Source organism: Polynucleobacter duraquae (genome assembly GCF_000973625.1).
Taxonomy (GTDB): domain Bacteria; phylum Pseudomonadota; class Gammaproteobacteria; order Burkholderiales; family Burkholderiaceae; genus Polynucleobacter; species Polynucleobacter duraquae.
Genome location: NZ_CP007501.1, coordinates 1508326 through 1531309 on the forward strand (window position 1 = coordinate 1508326; position 22984 = coordinate 1531309).

General features: G+C 46.2%; 24 protein-coding genes. 9 read left to right on the forward strand and 15 right to left on the reverse strand.

The features are described from left to right. Positions 1-7: 7 nt before the first annotated feature. The 3 genes from CL55_RS07820 to CL55_RS07830 are packed head-to-tail and all read left to right on the forward strand — an operon-like array spanning position 8 to position 3067. Positions 8-802, forward strand: coding sequence for a thymidylate synthase (locus CL55_RS07820; RefSeq protein ID WP_046330582.1), 795 nt, complete (start codon positions 8-10; stop codon positions 800-802). 14 nt (positions 803-816) lie between these two features. Next, positions 817-1314 carry a dihydrofolate reductase gene (locus tag CL55_RS07825; RefSeq protein WP_046330583.1) on the forward strand — a complete coding sequence of 166 codons (498 nt, stop codon included), beginning with the start codon at positions 817-819 and terminating at the stop codon, positions 1312-1314. Positions 1315-1369: 55 nt separating this feature from the next. Further along, entirely contained in the window at positions 1370-3067 is a 1698-nt protein-coding gene (locus tag CL55_RS07830) for an amidohydrolase (protein WP_046330584.1), read from the forward strand. Positions 3068-3159: 92 nt separating this feature from the next. Here the strand turns inward: CL55_RS07830 and CL55_RS07835 are convergent, their stop codons facing one another. Together CL55_RS07835 and pmbA are read right to left on the reverse strand one after the other, a co-directional pair. Beyond that, positions 3160-4242, reverse strand: coding sequence for a TRAP transporter substrate-binding protein (locus CL55_RS07835; protein WP_046330585.1), 1083 nt, complete (start codon positions 4240-4242; stop codon positions 3160-3162). A gap of 66 nt (positions 4243-4308) precedes the next feature. Next, positions 4309-5655 (reverse strand): metalloprotease PmbA, encoded by a 1347-nt coding sequence (pmbA, locus tag CL55_RS07840; RefSeq protein WP_046330586.1) that lies wholly within the window; start codon positions 5653-5655, stop codon positions 4309-4311. A 26-nt stretch (positions 5656-5681) separates the two neighbouring features. Between pmbA and mog the strand changes: the two genes are divergently transcribed. After that, complete coding sequence (mog, locus tag CL55_RS07845) at positions 5682-6305, forward strand: molybdopterin adenylyltransferase (RefSeq protein WP_046330587.1); 624 nt, start codon at positions 5682-5684, stop codon at positions 6303-6305. A gap of 76 nt (positions 6306-6381) precedes the next feature. Here the strand turns inward: mog and orn are convergent, their stop codons facing one another. Next, a complete protein-coding gene (orn, locus tag CL55_RS07850) occupies positions 6382-6969 on the reverse strand; it encodes an oligoribonuclease (RefSeq protein ID WP_046331256.1) in 588 nt (195 codons plus the stop codon). A gap of 15 nt (positions 6970-6984) precedes the next feature. Here orn and CL55_RS07855 point away from each other — a divergent pair, with 15 nt between their 5' ends. After that, positions 6985-8235: a M48 family metallopeptidase gene (locus CL55_RS07855; protein WP_046330588.1), complete on the forward strand. Its 1251-nt coding sequence runs from the start codon at positions 6985-6987 to the stop codon at positions 8233-8235. A gap of 22 nt (positions 8236-8257) precedes the next feature. Next, positions 8258-9271: a ribosome small subunit-dependent GTPase A gene (rsgA, locus tag CL55_RS07860; protein ID WP_046330589.1), complete on the forward strand. Its 1014-nt coding sequence runs from the start codon at positions 8258-8260 to the stop codon at positions 9269-9271. Here the strand turns inward: rsgA and CL55_RS07865 are convergent. The 6 genes from CL55_RS07865 to rpsP all read right to left on the reverse strand — a co-directional run bounded on the left by CL55_RS07865 (position 9216) and on the right by rpsP (position 13173). Next, on the reverse strand, positions 9216-10175 hold the full coding sequence (locus CL55_RS07865) for a CobD/CbiB family protein (RefSeq protein ID WP_046330590.1): 960 nt from the start codon (positions 10173-10175) through the stop codon (positions 9216-9218). The genes rsgA and CL55_RS07865 overlap by 56 nt on opposite strands. Then, on the reverse strand, positions 10172-10909 hold the full coding sequence (locus CL55_RS07870) for a CoA pyrophosphatase (RefSeq protein WP_082091915.1): 738 nt from the start codon (positions 10907-10909) through the stop codon (positions 10172-10174). Before CL55_RS07870 ends, CL55_RS07865 begins: the two co-directional genes overlap by 4 nt. 65 nt (positions 10910-10974) lie before the next feature. Then, the gene (gene rplS / locus CL55_RS07875) at positions 10975-11373 is read right to left on the reverse strand and encodes a 50S ribosomal protein L19 (RefSeq protein WP_046330591.1); all 399 of its coding nucleotides are present in this window, start codon (positions 11371-11373) and stop codon (positions 10975-10977) included. Positions 11374-11499: 126 nt separating this feature from the next. After that, positions 11500-12246, reverse strand: coding sequence for a tRNA (guanosine(37)-N1)-methyltransferase TrmD (trmD, locus tag CL55_RS07880; RefSeq protein WP_046330592.1), 747 nt, complete (start codon positions 12244-12246; stop codon positions 11500-11502). Between the two features lie 24 nt (positions 12247-12270). Further along, positions 12271-12834, reverse strand: a complete 564-nt coding sequence (gene rimM / locus CL55_RS07885; RefSeq protein WP_046330593.1) for a ribosome maturation factor RimM — start codon at positions 12832-12834, stop codon at positions 12271-12273. Positions 12835-12927: 93 nt separating this feature from the next. Next, positions 12928-13173: a 30S ribosomal protein S16 gene (gene rpsP, locus CL55_RS07890; protein ID WP_011902362.1), complete on the reverse strand. Its 246-nt coding sequence runs from the start codon at positions 13171-13173 to the stop codon at positions 12928-12930. Positions 13174-13425: 252 nt separating this feature from the next. On the opposite strand from rpsP, the gene CL55_RS07895 reads away from it, so the two are divergent. Together CL55_RS07895 and CL55_RS07900 are read left to right on the forward strand one after the other, a co-directional pair. Further along, complete coding sequence (locus CL55_RS07895; RefSeq protein ID WP_237150487.1) at positions 13426-13950, forward strand: META domain-containing protein; 525 nt, start codon at positions 13426-13428, stop codon at positions 13948-13950. Positions 13951-13992: 42 nt separating this feature from the next. Further along, the gene (locus tag CL55_RS07900) at positions 13993-14439 is read left to right on the forward strand and encodes a hypothetical protein (protein WP_046330594.1); all 447 of its coding nucleotides are present in this window, start codon (positions 13993-13995) and stop codon (positions 14437-14439) included. A 56-nt stretch (positions 14440-14495) separates the two neighbouring features. Here the strand turns inward: CL55_RS07900 and CL55_RS07905 are convergent, their stop codons facing one another. The 5 genes from CL55_RS07905 to CL55_RS07925 are packed head-to-tail and all read right to left on the reverse strand — an operon-like array spanning position 14496 to position 20707. Further along, positions 14496-16283, reverse strand: a complete 1788-nt coding sequence (locus CL55_RS07905) for an acyl-CoA dehydrogenase (protein WP_046330595.1) — start codon at positions 16281-16283, stop codon at positions 14496-14498. Positions 16284-16336: 53 nt separating this feature from the next. Next, positions 16337-17272: an electron transfer flavoprotein subunit alpha/FixB family protein gene (locus CL55_RS07910; protein ID WP_046330596.1), complete on the reverse strand. Its 936-nt coding sequence runs from the start codon at positions 17270-17272 to the stop codon at positions 16337-16339. Further along, a complete protein-coding gene (locus CL55_RS07915; protein WP_046330597.1) occupies positions 17273-18022 on the reverse strand; it encodes an electron transfer flavoprotein subunit beta/FixA family protein in 750 nt (249 codons plus the stop codon). It abuts the gene before it with no gap. Positions 18023-18079: 57 nt separating this feature from the next. Continuing rightward, the gene (locus CL55_RS07920; protein ID WP_046330598.1) at positions 18080-19732 is read right to left on the reverse strand and encodes an acyl-CoA synthetase; all 1653 of its coding nucleotides are present in this window, start codon (positions 19730-19732) and stop codon (positions 18080-18082) included. A 54-nt stretch (positions 19733-19786) separates the two neighbouring features. Then, positions 19787-20707, reverse strand: a complete 921-nt coding sequence (locus CL55_RS07925; RefSeq protein WP_046330599.1) for a histone deacetylase family protein — start codon at positions 20705-20707, stop codon at positions 19787-19789. Positions 20708-20791: 84 nt separating this feature from the next. Here CL55_RS07925 and CL55_RS07930 point away from each other — a divergent pair, with 84 nt between their 5' ends. Beyond that, positions 20792-22048: a lytic murein transglycosylase gene (locus CL55_RS07930; RefSeq protein WP_046330600.1), complete on the forward strand. Its 1257-nt coding sequence runs from the start codon at positions 20792-20794 to the stop codon at positions 22046-22048. Between the two features lie 18 nt (positions 22049-22066). Here CL55_RS07930 and cysM read toward each other — a convergent pair whose 3' ends face one another. Then, a complete protein-coding gene (gene cysM, locus CL55_RS07935; RefSeq protein ID WP_046330601.1) occupies positions 22067-22978 on the reverse strand; it encodes a cysteine synthase CysM in 912 nt (303 codons plus the stop codon). Positions 22979-22984 lie beyond the last annotated feature (6 nt).

Consider the following 22984-nt stretch of genomic DNA (forward strand, 5'->3'; position numbering starts at 1 on the left):
TAAACCTATGCGTCAATATCACAATCTCATGAAGGAAGTCCTAGAAAAGGGCGTCCAAAAATCCGATAGAACCGGTACCGGCACGATCTCCATCTTTGGTCATCAGATGCGCTTTAATCTGGCTGAAGGCTTTCCGATGGTGACGACGAAGAAGTTGCATCTGAAGTCCATTATTCTGGAATTACTCTGGTTTCTCAAAGGCAGTACGGATAACAACTGGCTTAAAGAGCGTGGTGTTTCCATTTGGAATGAATGGGCAGCTCCAGATGGTGACCTTGGCCCGATTTACGGCTATCAGTGGCGCTCATGGCCAGCACCGAATGGTGGGCATATTGACCAGATCGCTGAAGTGGTAGAAACTCTGAAAAAGAATCCAGACTCTCGTCGCATGATTGTTTCTGCTTGGAACGTGGCTGATATTCCTCGCATGGCTTTGGCACCTTGCCACGCTTTCTTTCAGTTTTACGTTGCTGATGGCAAGCTATCTTGCCAACTCTATCAACGTAGTGCGGATATCTTCTTGGGTGTACCCTTTAATATTGCTAGCTATGCCCTACTGACCCACATGATGGCGCAGCAGTGCAATTTAGAAGTTGGTGACTTTGTGTGGACTGGTGGTGACTGTCATCTTTATAGCAATCATTTGGAACAAGTTGATCTTCAACTCTCGAGAGACTTCTTCCCGCTCCCTAAGCTCAATATTTTGCGTAAGCCTGACTCTATCTTTGATTACGAATTCGAAGATTTTGAAATCGCCGGCTATGAATCCCATCCTGCCATTAAGGCCCCTGTAGCTGTTTAAGAAATTAGATCCTCATGACCGTAGCTAAAAACCCTGCCATTTCCATGATTGTTGCCCGCTCACGTAATTACGTGATTGGTAAAGACAATCAAATGCCTTGGAAGATTTCTGCTGATCTGCAGTTCTTCAAAAAAGTAACAATGGGTCACCCTGTCATCATGGGTCGCAAGACTTGGGAGTCTATTGGTCGCCCTCTTCCGGGACGTCGCAATATCGTGGTCAGTCGTAATGCTGATCTCAAGTTGGCTGGTGCGGAAGTAGTCAACTCACTTGATGAAGCACTTGCAACCTTGAATGAATTCCCGCGGGTCTTTGTGATTGGTGGAGAGCAGCTCTTTACTCAAGCCTTTTCCAAAGCAGATCGCCTTTTCATAACCGAAATTGATATCGATGTAGAGGGTGGCGATACTTTCTTTGAAGTTCCCAATCCATCCGATTGGAAAGAGGTGGAACGCACTCCAGCATCTGAAGGTGAAATTACATTTAATTTTATTACGCTTGAGCGTAGATAAAGATACCACCCAAGCTGTTACCTGTCTTTAAATCAGTTTCTAAAAGGAAGTGTCCATGAAATTTTCATCAAAATTACTTTCTGCCATATTGATAGTCCAATGCGCGTTTGTTTTTGCAAAAAGCGAGGCAGACATGATTTTTTATGGTGGCGATATTGTCACGATGAATAAATCACAAGCTACTGCAGAGGCTGTAGCGGTTCAAGGTGGAAAAATCATCAAGGTTGGCTCTCTGACTAAGCTTAAGGCCTTACAAGGGCAAAGTACAAAGTTGATTAACTTGAATGGGCAAACTTTGATGCCAGGTTTAGTTGAACCACATGTACACATCATAGGCACCGCATTTTCAGAAGAGATCTTCCTCAATCTCTCCAACTTCACAATGCCCCATGACACATTAGATAGTTTGGTGGCGAAGCTCACTGCATATAGTAAAAACTTTAAAGATGGTGAATGGATTAATGCCTTTGGCGTTGACCCATCCAGAACAGAACCATTTATGTCTGAATTAACCGCGGACATACTAGATAAGGTATCCACCACTAAGCCTATCTTTGTTATGAATCAAAGTATGCATATTGCTTACGTAAATCACAAGGCCCTAGAAATGGCAGGATTAACTGATTCCAGCCCCGATCCCAAGGGTGGTAAGTTACTTAGAGATAGCAAGGGGCGTTTAACTGGTGTGGTTTATGAATCACCTGCTTTTTATTTATTCCTCGATAAGATGCCTCAGCCCACACAAGAGGTGGTCGAACAGGCGGTGGCCAAGGTTGGCCAAAGGCTCGTTAGCAAGGGCGTCACCACTTCAGCAGAAATTACGGTTGGCGGGTACCTTGGGGTTGATAAGGAATATGCCCTGTTTAATGCCATGACCCAAAGTGGCAAGCTTCCAGTTCGGGTGAGAGGTTATATGTATTCAAATGCATATCCAACTACAAACAATAAGTACAAACCAGGGCAAGGTGATGACACCTTTAAATTAATCGGCGTCAAAATTGTGGCTGATGGCTCCAATCAAGGCCTTACTGGTGCAATGATTAAGCCGTACGACTATCCAGCAGGTACAAGCAATACGGGCACCCTCAACTTCACTGAGCAAGAACTTTATGATCTTGCTAAACCCAGATTTGATGAGGGTTGGCAACTTTCCGTTCACTCAAATGGTGATAGATCAATTGAGCAAACTTTGAATGTTTTTGCGAGGTTAGTTACAAAACCAAGCGATGCTAAAACAAGATTAAGAATTGAGCACTTCACTGTAGCAACTGAAACGCAGATTGCTAAAGCGGCAAAGCTTGGAGTTGTTCCTGGCTTTACTATTGGGCACACCGACTATTGGGGTGAAGCGTTTCATAATCATCTCATTGGGCCAGAAAGAGCTGATCGAATTGACCCTAGCGCGAGCTTGATTAAAAAGGGTATGCATTTTGCATACCATAGTGACTCTCCTGTCTCACCAATTCATCCGCTTAAGTACGCCTCCGAAGGTGCTGCTCGCTTATGGCAAGTCACACCCCAAAAAGTGCTAAATCCAAGTCAGAAGATTTCCATCAATAATTCGCTAAAAGCCATCACGATTGATGCCGCCTATCAGTTAAAGATGGATGACAAAATTGGATCGATTCAGGAAGGCAAATACGCTGACTTCGCTATCGTGAATCAGAATCCAATGAAAACGGATGCCTACAAAATTAGAGATATTGAAGTGAATGAAACCTGGGTTAATGGAAAACAGGTATTTAAGAAGTAGTAAAAAATACTTTCATTTACCTTATAAGAAAAACCACCCGAGGGTGGTTTTTCTATAACTACAGCTAAAGTTTTGCGCTTATAACTTGGGTCTTACAGCTTCTTAGCAAAGCTATATTGAGAGAATGCTTGCTCTGCTAAGTTAAACCACTGCGCTTCCATGTTTCTGAAAACGCGATAGTCCTCGAAAATCTTCTTGAATTGGGGATTCTTAGCAGACTCTTCTGCATAGGTTTCTTGGCTTGCCTTAAAGCAGGCATCCATGACAGAGGTATTGAACTTACGCAATACCGCACCACCTTGAACTAAGCGCTGTAGCGCTGGTGGATTTAAGGCATCGTACTTAGCGCACATATCCACATGCGCCTCAAAGCAAGCGGCTTCCCATGCCGCTTGGTATGAGGGTGGCAATGAATCCCACTGCTTCTTATTCACCAAGAATGAGAGTCCAGCCGCACCCTCCCAAAATGCAGGGTAGTAATAATTTTTCGCAACCTTAGCTAAACCTAATTTCTCATCATCATAAGGGCCAACAAATTCAGCGGCATCAATCGTGCCTTTTTCTAGTGCTGAGTAAATTTCACCAGCAGGTAACTGTTGTGGCACTACACCTAACTTTGCAAGCGCTTGCCCTGCAAAACCAGCGATACGAAATTTAAGTCCTTTTAGATCTTCCGGAGATTTAATTTCTTTACGAAACCAACCGCCCATCTGGGTACCAGTTTGTCCGCCTAAGAAATTAACAATGTTGTAGCTGGCGTAGAGCTCACGCATCAGCTTCATGCCATTGCCATGCAACATCCAAGCAGTTTGCTGGCGTGCCGTCATACCAAAAGGTGCCGCCGTATCAAAAATAAATGCGCTGTTCTTGCCTAGGTAGTAATAGCTGGCGGTATGGCCACACTCCACCGTACCGTTTTGAACCGCATCCAATACCTGTAGCGCTGGAACCACTTCACCAGCAGCAAATACTTTGACATTGAACTTACCATCTGTTGCTTTGCGCAAAGCGCTGGCAAATAGTTCTGGGGTACCAAATAAAGTATCTAAAGATTTAGGAAAGCTAGAGACCAAACGCCAATTAAGCGTTGGCAAACTCTGCGCAATCGTTGGCGCAGCTAATGCTGCTGCACCCGCACCGATAGTGGCTTTCTTTAAAAAGGAACGTCTTTGCATTGTCTTCTCCTCCAAAATAGTTTTTTCTTATTGATGTTCTCTGTATTTTTATGATGTTGATTTACTTTACTTACCACCAATAGTCATTGACCCAATTAAGATGGAACCTGTTTCTTTGGTACCCCGAATCAGTGTGTCACTACCAATCATCTGAATATCCATCAACATATCTCGCAGGTTACTGGCAATCGTAATACCCTCAACCGGATATTGAATCTCGCCATTCTCTACCCAGTAACCAAAGGCACCACGAGAATAATCACCAGTGACGTAGTTCACGCCCTGCCCCATAAGCTCGGTAACTAGTAAACCCGTACCCATCGCCTGTAAGAGCGCTGGCAATCCTCCCTTTGGCGTCTTGCGGCTCTGCAATGTCAGATGATGAGAACCTCCTGCATTACCAGTGGTCTTCATTCCGAGTTTTCTGGCGGAATAAGTGGATAAGAAATAACCTTGCAAAATCCCTTTATCAACCACGGTTCTCGCCGAAGTCTTCACACCTTCTTCATCAAAAGGGACGCTTCCTGTCATTGCCTTAAGGTGAGGATTTTCAAAAAGGCTGACATGCTTTGGTAATACTTGTTTACCTAAACTATCCAATAGAAAACTAGACCGACGATAGAGAGCACCGCCAGATACCGCTTGCACTAATCCGCCCAATAGGCCAGCAGCCAAGGGGGCTTCGAAAATGACTGGGCAACGGCGAGTACTGAGCGATCTTGCCTTTAGACGTGAAAGTGCACGCTCTGCTGCGTATTTACCAATGGCAGCCGGATCGGCCAACTCCCCTGGAATACGCGAGCTGGAATACCAATCATCTCGCTGCATTAGTGACTTTTTACCGCCCTCATTTGCGATAGGTGCACAAGAAATATAGTGGCGTGAGAATGGGTAGCCACCCATAAACCCATGACTAGTTCCCATCATAAAATGCGCATGATGCGCAGATACCGAAGCGCCGTCGCTATTTTGAATTTGCTTACTAACAGCAAAGGCGGCGCCTTCTGCAGTACGCGCAATATCGATTGCTGTTGCCGAATCTAAATCCCACGGATGAAATAAATCTAGATCCAGTGGATGTTTTTCGAGCAGCTCTTTTTCAGCGGGACCAGCGCACAGGTCTTCGGCTGTATGTTGGGCAATATGGTACGCAGCCTCGACGGTCGCCTTTAAAGAATCCTTGGAGAAATCACTAGTACTGGCATTGCCTCGACGATGACCTAAAAATACTGTTACGCCAACCTGCTTGTCCAAGCTTTGCTCAATCGTCTCGACCTCGCCTTTGCGAACGGTAACCGAGAGACCTTGGCCTTCAGAAACCTCGGAAACAGCATCCGAGGCGCCCCGTCTCTTGGCTTCTGTGAGCATGAAATCGATGATTTCTTGAAACTGATTTGATGAGTGTGTAAACATGCCCTAATAATAGCTAGAATAGAAACATGAAGCATACCGAAGCTTGGAAAAGATCCTCCCCTAACGAAATTAAAATTGGCTTAATTTCGATATCCGATAGAGCGAGCAAGGGCATTTATACCGATGAGGGCATCCCTGCCCTCCAATTGTGGCTACAAACGGCCATCATTACCCCCTGCGTCTTTCATGAACGCCTCATTGCGGATGAGCAGGAGGTTATTACCGAAACGATCGTAGAGCTGACCGATGATCTTGGATGCGATTTAGTCCTCACTACAGGCGGCACAGGCCCCTCCCGAAGAGACGTCACCCCTGAGGCCACAATTGATGCTGGAACCCGGGAAATGCCCGGATTTGGCGAGCAAATGCGCCAAATTAGCCTGCGCTTTGTACCGACTGCTATTTTGTCTCGTCAAACTGCCGTTCTTCGAGAAATTGAGGGGCACACTGCCCTAGTCATTAACCTGCCGGGTCAACCCAAATCCATCAAAGAAACCCTTGAAGGTTTAAAGGATGCCGAGGGTAAATCAGTTGCTCCGGGTATCTTTGCTGCCGTCCCATACTGTATCGACCTGATCGGTGGCCCTTATATCGAGACCGATGAAACCATCGTGAAAGCTTTTAGACCCAAGAGCGCAATCAAGAAATAAGCTGCCAATCATTTTGGGGGAAACAAAAGGGTCTATCGCTAGACCCTTTTTTCATCACTCAATATTGAATGCAAAATTACTCTGGCAAAGGCACGATAAACTTTTCCCGATAGTACTTAAGCTCTTCAATAGACTCCTCAATATCAGCCAAGGCGGTATGCGCCTGCTTTTTAGTGAAACCCTTCACCAATTCAGGATGCCAACGCTTGCAGAGCTCTTTGAGTGTTGAAACGTCAATATTTCGATAATGAAAGAAGGTCTCTAGCTTTGGCATGTACTTCGCCATAAAGCGTCTATCCTGACCAATCGTATTGCCACACATTGGCGCAATACCGGGCTTAATATATTTTTTCAAAAAGGCAATACATTCAGCTTCAGCAGTAGCCTCATCCGTTGTTGAGGCCTTGACCTTGTCAATTAGGCCAGAGCGGCCGTGAGTGCCCTTATTCCAGGCATCCATCGCATCTAGTAAGGCATCCTCCTGGCGGATCACCCAAACAGGAGCAGTGGCAATGGTATTCAGATGCGCATCGGTCACGATCACAGCAATTTCCAAAATGCGCTCTTTTTCAGGATCTAGACCAGACATCTCCATATCCACCCAAATTAGGTGCTCATTGGCTGGCGCAGCCTTTGGCGGCGGTGTACTTGTTTTTTCACTCATATCTATAATCATCTCATGACATTCACAATTGTTTTTCTAATCGCCTTCATCGCCAGCTTTGGTTTACGCCACTGGTTATCCCAACGCCAAATTCGGCACGTCGCTATCAACCGCGATGTGGTGCCTGCTGAGTTTGCATCTCAGATCTCTTTGGCCGAACATCAAAAGGCTGCCGACTATACGATTGCCAAATTGCGCCTAGGTATTTTAGAGAATGGCGTCAGTGCAATTATCTTGATCGGCTTCACGCTCTTGGGTGGATTGCAGATTTTAAATCTATCACTTCTGCAGCTATTAGGCGAAGGCATTGCTCAGCAAATGGCCTTGCTAATATCCATTGTCTTGATCTCCGGAATTCTGGATCTGCCTTTCTCTTGGTACAAACAGTTTTACTTAGAAGAGCGCTTTGGTTTTAATCGCATGAACGGCAAACTCTTTTTTAGCGATATGTTCAAGGGCTTAGGTGTTGGTGGCGCAATTGGCGTTCCACTTCTCTGGGTCATTCTCAGTCTGATGGCTCAAGCAGGTGACTTTTGGTGGCTGTGGGCTTGGGGTGTACTCACTGTATTTAGTCTATTAATGCAGTGGATATTTCCGACCTTCATCGCACCGATCTTTAATAAGTTTCAAGCGCTAGAAGAGGGGCCACTGAAGACGCAAATCGAAGCCCTATTAAGCCGCTGTGATTTTGCTAGCCAAGGTCTGTTCGTCATGGATGGTAGCAAGCGCAGTGCGCACGGTAATGCATTTTTTGCGGGCATGGGCAAAGCGAAGCGTATTGTCTTTTTTGATACCTTGATTGAGAAGCTCAACCCCGGCGAAGTAGAGGCAGTTTTGGCTCATGAGCTTGGTCACTACAAGTGCAACCATATCCGCAAGCGTTTGCTAGTTTCCTTTGCTATCAGCTTTTTGACATTTGCACTCTTGGGGTGGATTAGCACCCAGCCGTGGTTCTATACCGATCTGGGTGTAATGCCTAATCTGAATGGCTATAACGGTGGTTTGGCTTTAGCACTCTTCATGCTTGTTGCACCAGTATTTAGCTTCTTCCTGACGCCGCTGTCTAGCTTGGCATCACGCAAACATGAATATGAGGCGGATGGTTTTGCTGCAGATAAATCTTCTGCGAGTGACTTAATTTCTGCCTTAGTGAAGCTCTATCAAGACAATGCGTCAACCCTAACGCCAGATCCGATCTATACCGCTTTTTATAGTTCGCATCCACCAGCTCCATTACGCATTGCCAATCTCAAGCGCTTTAACTAAGTAGTTAGGAATTGTTTAATTAATGGAACAATTTCATGCGCTACTGACTGCCTCTTATGGAAGGCATTATTTAGCGCAGCGTTTACTGAAAGATGAGCACGGAAATGAATCTCCTGCCGGTGATTTAATTCAAGTCAGCACTCCAGCAAAGCAGCATATTGGCGCTGTGGGTGACCGTATGTTGTTGGAAATGACTTCGGTTGATCAAGCCCGAATTATTCGCATCGAACCACGAGAAAATTTACTCTATCGATCTGATGCTTTTAAAAGCAAACTCATTGCTTCCAATGTCGATCAAATATTAGTCGTACTAGCTACGCAACCAGCCTTCTCTCCCGATCTTTTGGGAAGAGCGGTTGTTGCCGCAGAGACAAATCAAATTGGTTTGCATATCTTGCTGAACAAGTGCGATCTCAAGGATAACTTGGAGCATGCTCGCAAGATTATTGCACCTTATGCTCGTATGGGCTATCCCGTTACTGAGGTATCAGCCAAATTTGATCAAGCCTCTATCGAAGCATTGCGCCCTGCCATTTGCGGCAAAGTATCTGTGTTCGTAGGTCAATCTGGCATGGGCAAATCTAGCCTACTCAATGCCTGGGTTCCTAATGCAGCAGCGATTACTCAAGAGTACTCAGTACGCCTAGATACTGGTAAACACACCACAACCGCTTGCCGCTACTTTGAGCTACCAGAGGCTTGGGGGCGAGATGCTAAAGGCAAATTGGGTGCTTTAATCGATTCCCCAGGCTTTCAGGAGTTTGGCTTGGCACACATGTCGGTTAGCGAGCTAGAGCATGCTTTTAGGGAGTTTCATGAGCTACTAGGCAAGTGTCGCTTTCATAACTGTGCGCACCAATCAGAGCCAGATTGCGCAATACGAGAAGCTGTCGACAAAAATGAAATTGCGCCAGAAAGATTAGCGCTCTTTAGGCAATTGCGTTCAGACTCAAAAACTGCCGATACGCAGATTCAGGGAATCAGCCAAGCCAAAGAGCGATGGTCAGCATTAGCAATAAAGCCATCCAAGCGATAACTAAACGCCACACTAAGCCTACGGCGGAACGCATGGTGCGCTCGTTTGGCTCCAGACCCACTTCGTAAAAAACAGGCTCTCCAGCTTCAGCCATACGCAAAGCTTCATCGCTATCAGGCTCACTCATAGGCTCGCCCAAGCGAACACCTAAGGCACCACTTCCGGATGCCAAGATCACAGCTGACAGAGAATCAGACCATTTACCAGTTAGGTGACGCCATGCATAGACAGCGCCTTCAAAGTTACCCACAATCGCAAAGCCCATTGCAGTGATGCGTGCAGGCACCCAATCTAATACGTAGAAGAAATGGCGTGCTGATTCACTTAAATTAAAGTCGCCTTTTTCTGACCAGCGCTGAGCAGCAGTATCCGCCAAGCGATACAACACTACGCCTGCAGGACCCATCGGCATTAAGAACCAGAACAGCACACCAAATACATGATGGTGAGAACCGATGATGGCACGCTCTAATGCAAGTGAAATCACTTCAGTCTCAGTGAGATTGGAAGCATCTAATTCAGGGCCATACCACTGCGCCAGTGCCAAACGAGCTGCAGGCAAATCATGGTTTGCAATGGCCTCATGCACTAGTGTGAAAGAGTGGCTAAATTGGCGGAAACCAAAAAATAGATAGGCGATCAATACGTTCCATAGGAATCCCAGAATTGGGAAGGTCACCATAAAGACGACATACAGCACGAAGACTAGGAATGTGGGCAGAATGAACGCGACCAAACAGGCCATGCGCGCACCTACAGGACTTGCACCTTGTTCAGTCTTGCCGCCGAATTCTCCAGCAACCCAATCAAGCCAGCGAGCACTCATGCGCGCGATCCAATGATTTGACGTTACTGGGCGATATTGCTCAGCAATGAGTGCGAAGAGAATAGAAAAGAAAGTCATACTTTTAATAAATGATAAAGGTTACGCAACATTCCAGCAGTAGCGCCCCAGATAAAACGATTTTCATAGGGCATTGAATAAAACCGACGACTACCCTGATCACTCTCCCAGACCCGCACTTGATGATTTGCAGGATCCATTAAAAAATGTAAAGGCACTTCAAAAACATCCGCCACTTCAAATACGTCTAATGCATATTCTGCCTGAGGTTTTACCAAGCCTACAACCGGCGTCACACTATATCCCGAAACCGTTAAATATTGAGGTAAATGACCAATGATCTCGACCCCCTGCGGATTCAAACCGATTTCCTCTTCACTTTCTCGCAAAGCGGTGTGATTGGGATCGAAATCACTCGGATCCATTCGTCCACCTGGGAAGCTGATCTGACCGGCATGGTCGTGCAAATGGTCGGTTCTTTGGGTTAGCAACACAGACAGTCCATCACTCTTCAGGAGCAAGGGTATTAATACAGCCGCCCGGGTCACTTTTCCAGCAGCCTGCCGCTTGGAAATAATATCCGCGGCGATGATGTGCCGGCTCTCATCAGTAATCTCTGGCCGCCAAACAGGAGGATTCAGAAAGCGTTGCTTTAGGCTGGATGGGTCCAAATGATGAGCAGTCACTTTGGGCTGATCCGAACAAACCTCATGAACTGGAATCGCCCGCGCATCAAAATTCAATGGCGTAGCATTACTCAATTTTGGCTCTTGGGGTTTGAAATTCTTTGGCATCTGCTTTTATTTTAGGGCAATAAAAAAGGCAGCCTAGGCCGCCTTCTTTTGGATTAAAGCAGACCTTATTCCGCTGCTGTCTCAGCAACTGCCTTGACTTTGCGAGCAGGAAGCTTTTCTTTAATACGTGCAGACTTACCTGAACGATCACGCAAGTAGTACAACTTCGCGCGACGTACATCACCTCGACGCTTCACTTCAATGCTAGCGATCAACGGTGAGTAAGTTTGGAACGTACGCTCTACACCTTCGCCAGATGAAATCTTGCGAACGATGAAGCTAGAATTCAGTCCGCGATTGCGCTTAGCAATCACAACGCCTTCAAAGGCCTGGGTACGCTTACGTGTACCCTCAACTACGTTTACACCAACAACTACTGTATCACCAGGAGCGAAAGCAGGAAGCACTTTGTTAGCACTTAAGCGAGCAATTTCTTCTTGCTCAATTTTTTCGATCAAATTCATTATTAATCCTTAAACATCTTGTCAGCGTTTAATCCCGAGATTTTCATCAACGGACCAGACAGAGGATGCAGTTAAAACCATTTCACTAAATCAAAACACAAACACTTCATTCAAAAGCATAATTACTTATAGCGTTCGAAGAAATTGCTCATCTTCTTTACTTAGCAACCCATTAGCTCTTGCCGACTTAATTAAATCAGGTCTGAGCCTTAGCGTCAGCTCTAAAGACTTTTGCCGACGCCAATCCGCTATTTTAGCGTGATGTCCGCCTAAAAGCACGTCCGGAACGGATAAATTTTCATATATTTCAGGGCGGGTGTAGTGCGGATAGTCCAAAAGACCATTCATGAAACTATCCTGAATGGCAGAATCCCCATCGCCTAAGGCGCCTGGAATGAGGCGAATAACCGCATCCATCATGGTCATGGCAGGCAATTCACCACCAGAAACCACAAAATCACCCATCGAAAGCTGTAAATCAACGTTGCGATCAATAAAACGCTGGTCAACAGCCTCATAACGACCACAAATAAAGGTTAAATTACCGTAATTGAGGATATCTTTCGCTATCTTCTGAGAAAAGATCTCTCCTTGAGGGGCGAGGAGGCAAATTGGACCAGAAGCAACATTTTGAGATTGATGAGCTGCCTTAATAGCAAATAAGGTATCTTCCAAAGGTTTTGCCATCATGACCATGCCAGGGCCACCACCATATGCTCGATCATCCACAGTCTTACGGGGATCAGAGCAGTAATCCCGAGGATTCCAAAGATTGATATTGGCAAGACCTTGTTCGTAGGCACGCCCAGTAATACCCCACTGCGTTAAAGCAGAGAACATTTCAGGGAATAAGGTGACTACATCAAAGCGCATATTAGAGATCAATGACTTTTCTGATTACCAGTCGGGTTGCCAGTCTAAGGTAATCAGCCTATTAGGCAAGTCAACATTTTGCACTGCTTCTTTTACAAAAGGCACTAACTGTTTTACTGTTTTGGTTTTTGCATCGCCAAGAGAAATGATTCCATGAGCGCCGTTATCGTTAACTTCAATCACCTCACCCAGACTCTCTCCCTGGAGATTGATTGCCTTACAACCGATCAGGTCAACCCAGTAGTAACTATCGTCATCCGTCTTGGGAAACACCTCACGCGCAACTAAGATGCGAGCACCTTTTAAGGCTTCGGCATGATCGCGATCAGAAATACCATCCAAGGCAATCACTACCGTACCGCTATGCATCTTGGCCTGCTTCACCTTGTAAAGCTTTAATGAAGCCTGCTCATGAGAAACAGCAACACCAGCACTCCGACGAGGAATGAGAGATAACCAAAGTTCTTTGCTAGATAAGAGGGCTACCGGATCGGAAGAATGAGGGCGAACCTTAATCTGGCCCTGTAAGCCTTGAGCGTCTTGAACTGCACCGAGCTCGATCAAATCATTTAGGGAAGGTGTATTCATATTGAAATCACCTCCACTCCCCAAATGACACTACTAGTAAATTCTGCTACCAAAGACTTTATCGAGATGAGAAGGTCTTTGGATTTGAAGGCTTTAAACCGCAGGATTGTTTTTGATTAAACGAACTACAGTTGGAGAAATCTGCGCGCCAACACCAGTCCAATAGGTCAGACGATCTTGAGCAATACGCATTGCTTGCTCTGTCGCCGCTGCCTGTGGATTGAAGTAACCAATACGCTCGATAAAGTTCGAGTCGCGACGATTGCGCTTGTCTGTAGCCACGATGCTATAAAAAGGGCGCTTCTTTGAACCGCCGCGTGCCAGTCGAATGACGACCATACTTATTCCTTAAAATCTAAAATGAAAACAGGTTGATTACAACCCAATGAAATTACTACAAAATCTTGGGCTCCAACTAAAGCGCAAATTATCGAAACAAATGCACGGTATAGCGGAAAGCCTCATATTCTAGACGAAAACCCCTACTTGATCCACCTATTTAAGCGAACGCCTCTTTGGCTTCAACAGTAGAATGGTATCCGGTGAAACATAAAATTATTATAAAAAACAATAGCTTACAGAAATTTTGTCATGAAAATAGCCACTTTTAGACCATCCAAAGGCCCTATAGAGCGCTTTTTTCTCATTCTTTCTTGCTGTGGTTTGGGTTTTTTGACGGCCTGCGCCAATGTCATTCCACCCTGCTCCGCCAAAACTAGCCCTCCGAGCAGTGAGTTTCGCAACACCAAATGGGAGCTTGTTCGATGGAATCTCGCACCGAACAGCAAAGGGGAGGTGCGTGCCCGACAAATTCCCCAAGGTGACAATAGCAACCCTATCCAAATCATTTTTGATGCCAATGGTGAGCGTGTGAGTGGATCAACTGGGTGCAATCGCTTTACTGCACGCATCACCGAAGATGCCAGGGGCTTTACGCTAGATCAAATCGCCAGTACAAAAATGGCCTGCGCACCCCAACGCATGGAATTAGAAAATGATTTCCTCTATGAATTAAATGATTACCGCTCGATTGTGCGCAATGGCGATCAACTACTCATGATTGGTGCAGATCGAGAAGTCTTAAGTTTTATGCAAAAAAGCAATTCATCCAAATAAAAAATGGCTCACTATTGCATTAGCCTATCACTGAAAGTCTGAATGAAAAAATACAAACTCCTATTCTGCTCACTTGGATTATTTTTTCCCGGAACTGGCTTGAACTGTTTTTATTTACAAGGATTGAAATCCTTTTGGGGCTGGGCACAATTATTTTCTTTTATCGGCGGAATCGCTGGTTGGTTGATTCTCAAAGATACGCACTTTCATTCTGCACCGGGTTGGGTACTCATCACCTTCGGCTTCATCACCCTTGAAGCTAGTTGGTTAACCACCATCACTTATGGCTTACGTGCCGATGAAAAGTGGGATGCCCAATTTAATCCAGGCCTTGAGTCTAGTAAAGCTACTCAGTCTGGATGGCCAGTTGTGCTGACCGTGATTTTTTCTTTGGTCCTTGGTGCTGGTGTAATGATGACCTTCTTAGCAATTGCATTCGAACAATTTTTCATCTCCCAACTTCAAGAAGCAAGAAAGCTATCTCAGTAATGCGGATAGCTTTTTTGGTCGATAACTTGTGATAGACAGCATCAGTTATTTAAATCTTAAAACTGCTCCGTTGTCAGTGCATTAGTAGATTGACCGCTCTCTAAGATTGAAGTTGCGAGAGCTTGAGATTGCGGCAATAGATTTTCCGCAAAGAAGCGTGCCGTAGCAATCTTGGCGTCATAGAAATTTGGGTCTCCTGCACGCAACTCTTGTGCAGCCAGTAAAGCACGTGCCATTTGCCACGCGCCCAATACTAGACCACATAAACGCAAGTAAGCAAAACTCCCGGCATACACTGCCTTGATATCTGTTTTTGCATTTGCCACAATGTAAGCTACTGAAGCTTCAAACGCTTCACGCGCTGGTGTTAACTGCTTCAATACTGCTTTTGCATCTGCGCTGCCGCTACTTGCTAAGTCTTTTTCAGTTTGTTGGATTCTGGTCGAGAACAGCTTCGCAGTTGCGCCACCATCACGCACTGTCTTTCTGCCAATCAAATCATTCGCCTGAATTGCCGTAGTGCCCTCATAGATGGTCAGAATGCGAGCATCACGATAGTGTTGCGCTGCGCCTGTCTCCTCAATAAAGCCCATACCACCGTGTACTTGAATACCCAAACTCGCAACGTCGATCGACATTTCAGTTGAAAAGCCTTTCACAATCGGTACCAAGAATTCATATACGGATTGATTCTGCTTACGCGCTTCTTCATCAGGCGAGGCATGCTGTGCATCGTAAGCAGCTGCCGCGTAATACGCTAAGGCTCTAGAAGCTTCAATGTAGCCGCGCATAGTCATCAACATCCGCTTCACATCAGGCTGATGAATAATTGCTACAGGACCTAGAGAACCCTCTAGATCACGACTCTGAACTCGGTCTTTGGCATATTGCACTGCTTTTTGATATGCACGCTCTGCAACTGAAATACCCTGCATACCCACCGCAAAGCGAGCTGCATTCATCATGACGAACATGTATTCCAGGCCACGATTTTCCTCGCCAACCAAGTAGCCGGTAGCGCCACCATGATCGCCAAACTGTAAGACTGCAGTTGGGCTGGCCTTAATGCCCAGCTTGTGCTCAATTGAGACGCAATGCACATCATTACGCTCACCTAGCGAACCATCGGTGTTTACCAAAAACTTCGGCACTACAAATAAGGAAATGCCCTTCACACCTTCTGGTGCATCCGCAGTTCTAGCTAGTACAAGATGGACAATATTTTTCGCCATGTCGTGCTCACCGTAGGTGATATAAATCTTGGTGCCAAAAATTTTGTATATGCCATCTGCCTCAGGAACGGCGCGAGAACGCACCATGGATAGGTCTGAGCCTGCTTGGGGCTCAGTGAGGCACATGGATCCAGTCCAGTCTCCAGAGATCATCTTAGGCACATAGCGCTCTTGCAACTCAGGACTCGCTGCAGTCAATAAAGCCTCAATCGCACCATCCGTCAGCATCGGGCATAAAGCAAAAGACAGGCTTGCCGAGTGGACCATCTCAAAACATGCTGTAGCAATGAGTTTTGGCAAACCTTGACCACCAAACTCTACGGGGTGCACAACACCCTGCCAACCTGCTGCAGCAAATTGCTCAAAAGCCTCTTTAAAGCCAGGAGAAGTAGTGACGACACCAGCCTTTAGTGAGCTAGGTTTTTGATCGCTCGGCCAATTGAGAGGTGCTACAACATCTTGATTAAATTTGGCAGACTCTTCCAAAATCGCAGGGGCTAAATCTACATCGGCACCCGCCTCAGCATAAGAAGGATAAGAAACAACTTCAGTTAGCCCTGCTAATTCGTTCATCACAAATAGCATGTCTTTTACTGGGGCTACATACGGCATAGATGTTCCTATAGATCGGAGGTAAAGAAAGTTAAAGAGATCTCTTAAATGCCTTAACCAAGTAAGTTAGTTAATTCTGGAACGGCAGTATTCAGATCGGCAACTAAACCATAATCAGCAACACTAAAGATTGGCGCCTCAGGATCTTTATTAATCGCGACGATCACCTTAGAGTCCTTCATACCCGCTAAATGCTGGATAGCACCAGAGATGCCAACGGCAACATATAGCTGCGGGGCAACAATCTTGCCGGTCTGACCTACCTGGTAATCATTTGGAACATAACCTGCATCTACTGCAGCTCGTGATGCACCAAGTGCAGCACCGAGCTTGTCAGCCAAAGGCACAACAATCTCTTGATACTTTTCACCAGAACCCAAACCACGACCACCAGAAACAATAATCTTGGCAGCAGTGAGCTCAGGACGATCAGATTTAGTCAGCTCACGACCCACAAAAGAGGATTGAACTTTACTGTCGGCTAACGTTGCTTTTTCAATGGCGGCAGAACCACCACTGGCAGCGACCGGATCAAAGCCGGTTGTACGAACGGTAATCACTTTTACTGGATCAGCTGATTGCACAGTAGCAATCGCATTACCCGCATAGATAGGACGCTCAAAGGTATCCGGTGAGACAACCTTAGTGACATCAGATAATTGCGCTACATCTAGTTTGGCAGCAACGCGTGGCAAGACATTCTTACCGTTGGCAGTTGCTGGTGCCAGGATGTGGCTATAAGTACTTGCAATTGATAAAATTTGCGCAGCCAAAGGCTCAGCTAATTGATCTACCAATGCAGGTGCGTCAATTTGAATCACCTTACGTACACCAGTAATTTTCGCTGCAGCGGCGGCAGCAACATCCGTCTGATTACCGGCAACCAAAACATCCACCTCAGGGGAACACAGCAAAGCAGCTGCAACGGCGTTGAGCGTTGCAGCCTTTAAGGATTGATTATCGTGTTCAGCAATAACGAGTGCGGCCATTTAAATTACCTTCGCTTCATTTTTAAGTTTATCTACTAACGCCGCTACATCAGCCACCATTACACCGGCAGAGCGCTTTGGTGGCTCTTCTACTTTGAGGGTTTTGAGGCGTGGAGCAATATCAACACCCAGTTCTTCCGGCTTCATGATTTCCAAGGTCTTCTTTTTGGCTTTCATGATATTTGGTAAAGTCACATAGCGCGGCTCATTCAAACGCAAGTCAGTAGTGATGACTGCGGGCAAGGTAATCGCAATGGTTTCCAAGCCGCCATCCACCTCACGAGTCACGTTCGCTTTACCATCGGTAACTACCACTTTGGAAGCAAAAGTTGCTTGAGGAATATCCATTAAGCTAGCTAGCATCTGTCCCGTCTGATTACTGTCGTCATCGATTGCCTGCTTACCCAAAATAATGATCTGAGCCTGCTCTTTCTCAGAAAGCGCTTTGAGAATTTTTGCCACAGCTAGGGGTTGTAATTCAGTATCGGTCTCTACCAAGATCGCGCGATCTGCGCCAATTGCTAAGGCAGTACGCAAAGTTTCTTGACATTGAGTGGCGCCAGCAGAAACCACTACTATCTCAGTAGCAACACCAGCCTCTTTTAATCGAACCGCTTCTTCTACTGCAATCTCATCAAATGGATTCATACTCATTTTGACGTTTGCCAGATCCACACCGGAGTTATCTGATTTCACCCGAATTTTGACGTTGTAATCAACAACACGCTTTACTGCCACTAAGATTTTCATGCTTGATCTCTATTTTTGAGTAACTGCTCTATTTTATCCGCCCGGCCGGGGCTGGTGTTAGACATCAATGGCTGAAGCCGAGCCAGCCTGCTTGCGAAGTTCAAACTTCTGAATCTTGCCAGTAGAGGTCTTGGGCAACTCGCAGAACACGATGGCTTTTGGCACCTTAAAACCAGCTAAATGCTGCTTGCAATGGGCAATGATGTCAGCTGGCGTAACTTCCATTCCCGGCTTAATTTCTAGGAAGGCACAAGGAGTTTCCCCCCACTTGGGGTCTGGCTTCGCAACTACTGCAGCAGCCATGACAGCTGGGTGGCGATAAAGGACATCTTCAACCTCCACAGAGGAAATATTTTCGCCACCAGAGATGATGATGTCTTTACTACGGTCCTTCATCTTCACATAGCCATCGGGGTTCATCACCGCTAAGTCACCAGAATGAAACCAGCCGCCCTCAAAAGCCTCTTTGCTTGCCTTCTCATTTTTAAGATACCCCTTCATGGCGATATTACCCTTGAACATAATCTCGCCCATCGTTTCGCCATCGGGAGGGACTGGCTCAAGAGTTTCAGGATCAAGAACAGCTATCGCCTGCTGCAGGTGGTAGCGAACACCTTGGCGAGCATTGAGGCGAGCCCTCTCTCCAATATCAAGATCATTCCACTCATCTTGTTTGACGCATACCGCTGCTGGTCCGTAGGTCTCCGTTAATCCATAGACATGGGTTAAATCAAACCCTAGCTTTTCCATCCCTTCAATGATGGATGCAGGAGGTGCGGCGCCTGCGATTAAGCCTTTTACACCTGCAGACACCCCTTGTTTTAATTCGTCAGGGGCGTTGACTAGAAGGTTATGCACAATCGGAGCGGCGCAGTAATGGGTGACGCCATGATCTTTAATGGCGGCAAAAATATGCTGTGCATCTACGCGACGGAGGCAAACATTAATGCCAGCGCGTGCAGCGACCGTCCATGGAAAGCACCAGCCATTGCAATGGAACATCGGGAGGGTCCACAGATAGGTGGGGTGCTTGCTGATATCCCAGTCCAAAATATTCGAGATGGCATTGATCGCTGCGCCGCGATGGTGATACACCACCCCCTTTGGGTTGCCGGTAGTGCCTGAGGTGTAATTTAAACAAATGGCTTGCCACTCATCTGCAGGTACTTGCCAGTCGAATTGAGGGTCGCCGTCAGACAGGAATTTTTCATAAGTGAGTTTCCCGAGCTTTTCACCAGGAACATCAAACTCTGTTTCCTCGACATCAATCACCAAAAACTCACGACCACTTTCTTTCCTGGCTATCTCAAGGGCTTTTTTCATCACCCCCGAAAACTCAGGATCTACGATCACGACTTTTGCTTCGCCATGATTGAGCATAAAAGCGATTGACTCGGGATCAAGGCGTGTATTTAACGCATTCAATACCGCACCAGACATCGGAATTCCAAAATGTGCCTCAACCATTGGTGGCGTATTGGGCAACATTACGGCTACCGTGTCACCTAAGCCAATGCCCTGCTTTTGCAAGGCGCTTGCTAAGCGACAGCAACGCTCATAAGTTTGAGCCCAAGTTTGACGAAGCTTGCCATGAATCACCGCCAAACGATCAGGGTAGACTTGGGCGGATCGCTCCAGAAATAATAAAGGAGTAATCGGAGTAAAGTTTGCAGGATTACGCTCTAAGCCCTGCTCAAAAATATTAGCCATGCGCTCCTTAGATATTGATCTTCTCGTTTCTAAATTTCTGGAATCTGACTTCAATTAAATATCAGCAAGTGCTTTGACGTGCGCCACCACGCTACGACCCAAAGCAGAAAGGTTGTAACCACCCTCCAGACAGCTGACGATACGACCCTGAGCATATTGGTTAGCAACGCCTTTCAACTGCTTAGTAATCCAAGCATAGTCATCTTCCACTAAACCCATCTGACCCAAGTCATCTTCACGATGAGCATCAAAACCTGCAGAAATGATGATCAGTTCAGGCTCAAAATCCCGTAGGCGTGGTAGCCATTGTTCTTCCACTATTGAGCGCACTACATCACCACGCGTAGAGGCTGGAAGCGGTACATTCACCATATTACTTGCTCTATCTAAGCCGCTATATGGATAAAACGGATGCTGGAAGAAACTACACATGAGCACATTGGGATCATTAAAAAATGCCGCCTCGGTCCCATTACCATGATGAACATCAAAATCAATGATGGCCACCCGTTCGATACCGTATGCTTCCATCGCATATCGCGCTGCTACGGCAACGTTGTCAAAAACACAAAATCCCATTGAGCGAGTTGGCTCTGCATGATGCCCAGGCGGGCGAACCGCACAAAATACATTTTCAACCTCACCCTTCATGACCGCATCAACACCCGCAATGGCAGCACCAGCTGCACGTAGCGCAGCGCTCCAAGTGTGGGGGTTCATGATGGTGTCACCATCGAGCATGAAGTAACCACTCGCTGGTGAGCGCTCTTTAACAAAGGCAATGTGGTCTGGGCTATGAACTAACTCTAGCTGCTCTTCAGTTGCTAAGGGGGCATCGAGATGCTGCAGAAAGCGATCGATGCCACTACGAATTAACTGATCATTGATTGCCTGAATCCGCTCCGGGCACTCAGGATGATGGCTACCCATCTCATGTTTTAGAAAATCTGGATGAGTTATGTATCCTGTTGTCATTACTAGAAATCCTCAATAGCAAAACTGTAGTTTTTTATAATCTAATTAAACCCACCAACTTTTCAAAAACCCATCCTCATATCCATGAATTTTCGCGTCTCCCATCTTGCTTCAACACTACTAGTAGCACTGCTACTTGGCGCCTGCTCCAGTACCCGTGTTCAGCAAGTTAGCCCTGCAGAGACTATCGTAAACCAGTCTGAAGATGTTGCAACAGAAGTCCGTTTTAGCCAAAGTCTCAACCAGCTCTTGACTCAAATTGCTCAAACTCAGGGAATCCCTCAATCAAGCCTTGAATCAGGCTTCTCAGATGCTAAAACGATTCCCTCTATTCGCAAATTGGTACTACCCCCATCGGGCAGCTTTAAAAAGAATTGGGTGGCCTATCGCAAGCGCTTTATTGAGCCAGTTCGCCTGAAGGCTGGCAAGGCTTTTTGGGAGCAAAACCAAGCATTCCTCAGTAAAGTTGAACAAGAGTCTGGTGTCCCAGCAGAAGTCATTGTGTCGATTATTGGCATTGAAACCATTTATGGTCGTCAAACTGGAAATTTTCGAGTAAAGGATGTACTTTCTACGCTAGCCTTCAGCTATCCAGATACCCCCAATAAAGCGAGTAGAGAGCAGCTCTTCAAAGATCAGCTTCAAGAACTCATACTCATGTGCTGGACTGAGGGTGGCGGCAGCTTACCAGCAAACAATAGCAATCAAGGATTGAGCCCATCTCGCTTTAATAACTGTCTCAGTCAAAATAGTTCCTATGCAGGAGCTATTGGCTTACCGCAATTTATGCCTGGCAGCATCCGTAACTTTGCAGTGGATGGTGATGGAGACGGTCGGATTGACCTTAAGCAAAGCCCCAAAGATGCCATTGCCAGCGTTGCCAACTTTATGAGAAAGCATGGCTGGCAGCCAGGGATGCCGATTTACTTCCCCATACAAGAAGCGGCGATCAGCGAAGCAATAGCACTAGCTGATGGTGAGCCTCAGCTCAAATACACTATTGAAGAACTCATCACCAAAGGAATCCTAAATAAAGAGCAAGGTGATCTTCAGCTGGGTGGCGTTGAGCCGCAAAGCAAAGCGCTCATTGTTGACCTTCCCTATCCCGATCAAGATGGTAATGATCAAGTGCGCTATGTAGTTGGCTTAAATAACTTTCTGACAATTGTGCAATACAACCGCAGTTACTTTTATGCACAAAGTGTTGCAGAATTTGCAGAGGCCCTAGGGTACAAGAATCAAAGCGTAGTGCCGGTCAGCAAGCCTAAAACAAAGGCAAACGAATCCACTAAAGCCAAATCCAAGAAGAGTCCCAATAAGAAAAAGCCTAAGCAGACTTAATGCTGAAGCTTGAATGCCTTACGCCGGAAAGACACCAGTAGATAGATAGCGATCACCACGGTCGCAAACGATAAAGACAATCGTAGCGTTTTCTACCTGGCGAGCAATTCGCAAGGCAACTACTAAAGCTCCACCAGCTGAGATGCCACAGAAGATACCCTCTTCAGCCGCAAGTCGGCGAGCCATTTCTTCCGCATCTGCTTGGCTCACATACTCAATACGATCAACCTTATCACCCTGATAAATCTTAGGCAGATATTCAGGAGCCCATTTACGAATACCTGGAATCTGCGAACCTTCCTCTGGTTGCGCGCCAATAATCTGAACATTGGGGTTCATGGTTTTTAAATAAGTAGAGACTCCGGTAATGGTTCCAGTAGTACCCATTGATGAGACAAAGTGCGTCACTTGACCATCGGTATCGCGCCAGATTTCTGGGCCAGTGGTCTCGATATGAGCACGTGGATTATCCGGATTCGCAAATTGGTCTAACAATCTACCGCGACCCTCTTTCTGCAACTGCAATGCATAATCACGCGCAAATTCCATGCCGCCAGAAGCTGCTGTCAAAATGAGTTCTGCACCGTAAGCAGCCATACTTTGACGGCGTTCAATACTTTGATTTTCAGGCATCACCAAAACCATCTTGTAACCCAACATTGCGGCAGTCATTGCCAAAGCAATACCAGTATTACCGCTAGTAGCTTCAATCAGGGTGTCGCCAGGTTTAATTTCTCCACGCTCTTGTGCGCGCAGAATCATCGACAGCGCAGGTCGGTCTTTTACCGACCCCGCTGGATTATTGCCCTCTAACTTTCCTAAGATCAGATTATTTTTGGAATCATTTTCAGCGCCGGGGATGCGTTGCAAACGAACCAAGGGCGTATTACCCACGGTCTGTGAAATAGTTAAGTAAGAAGGTGTGTTCATGAAACC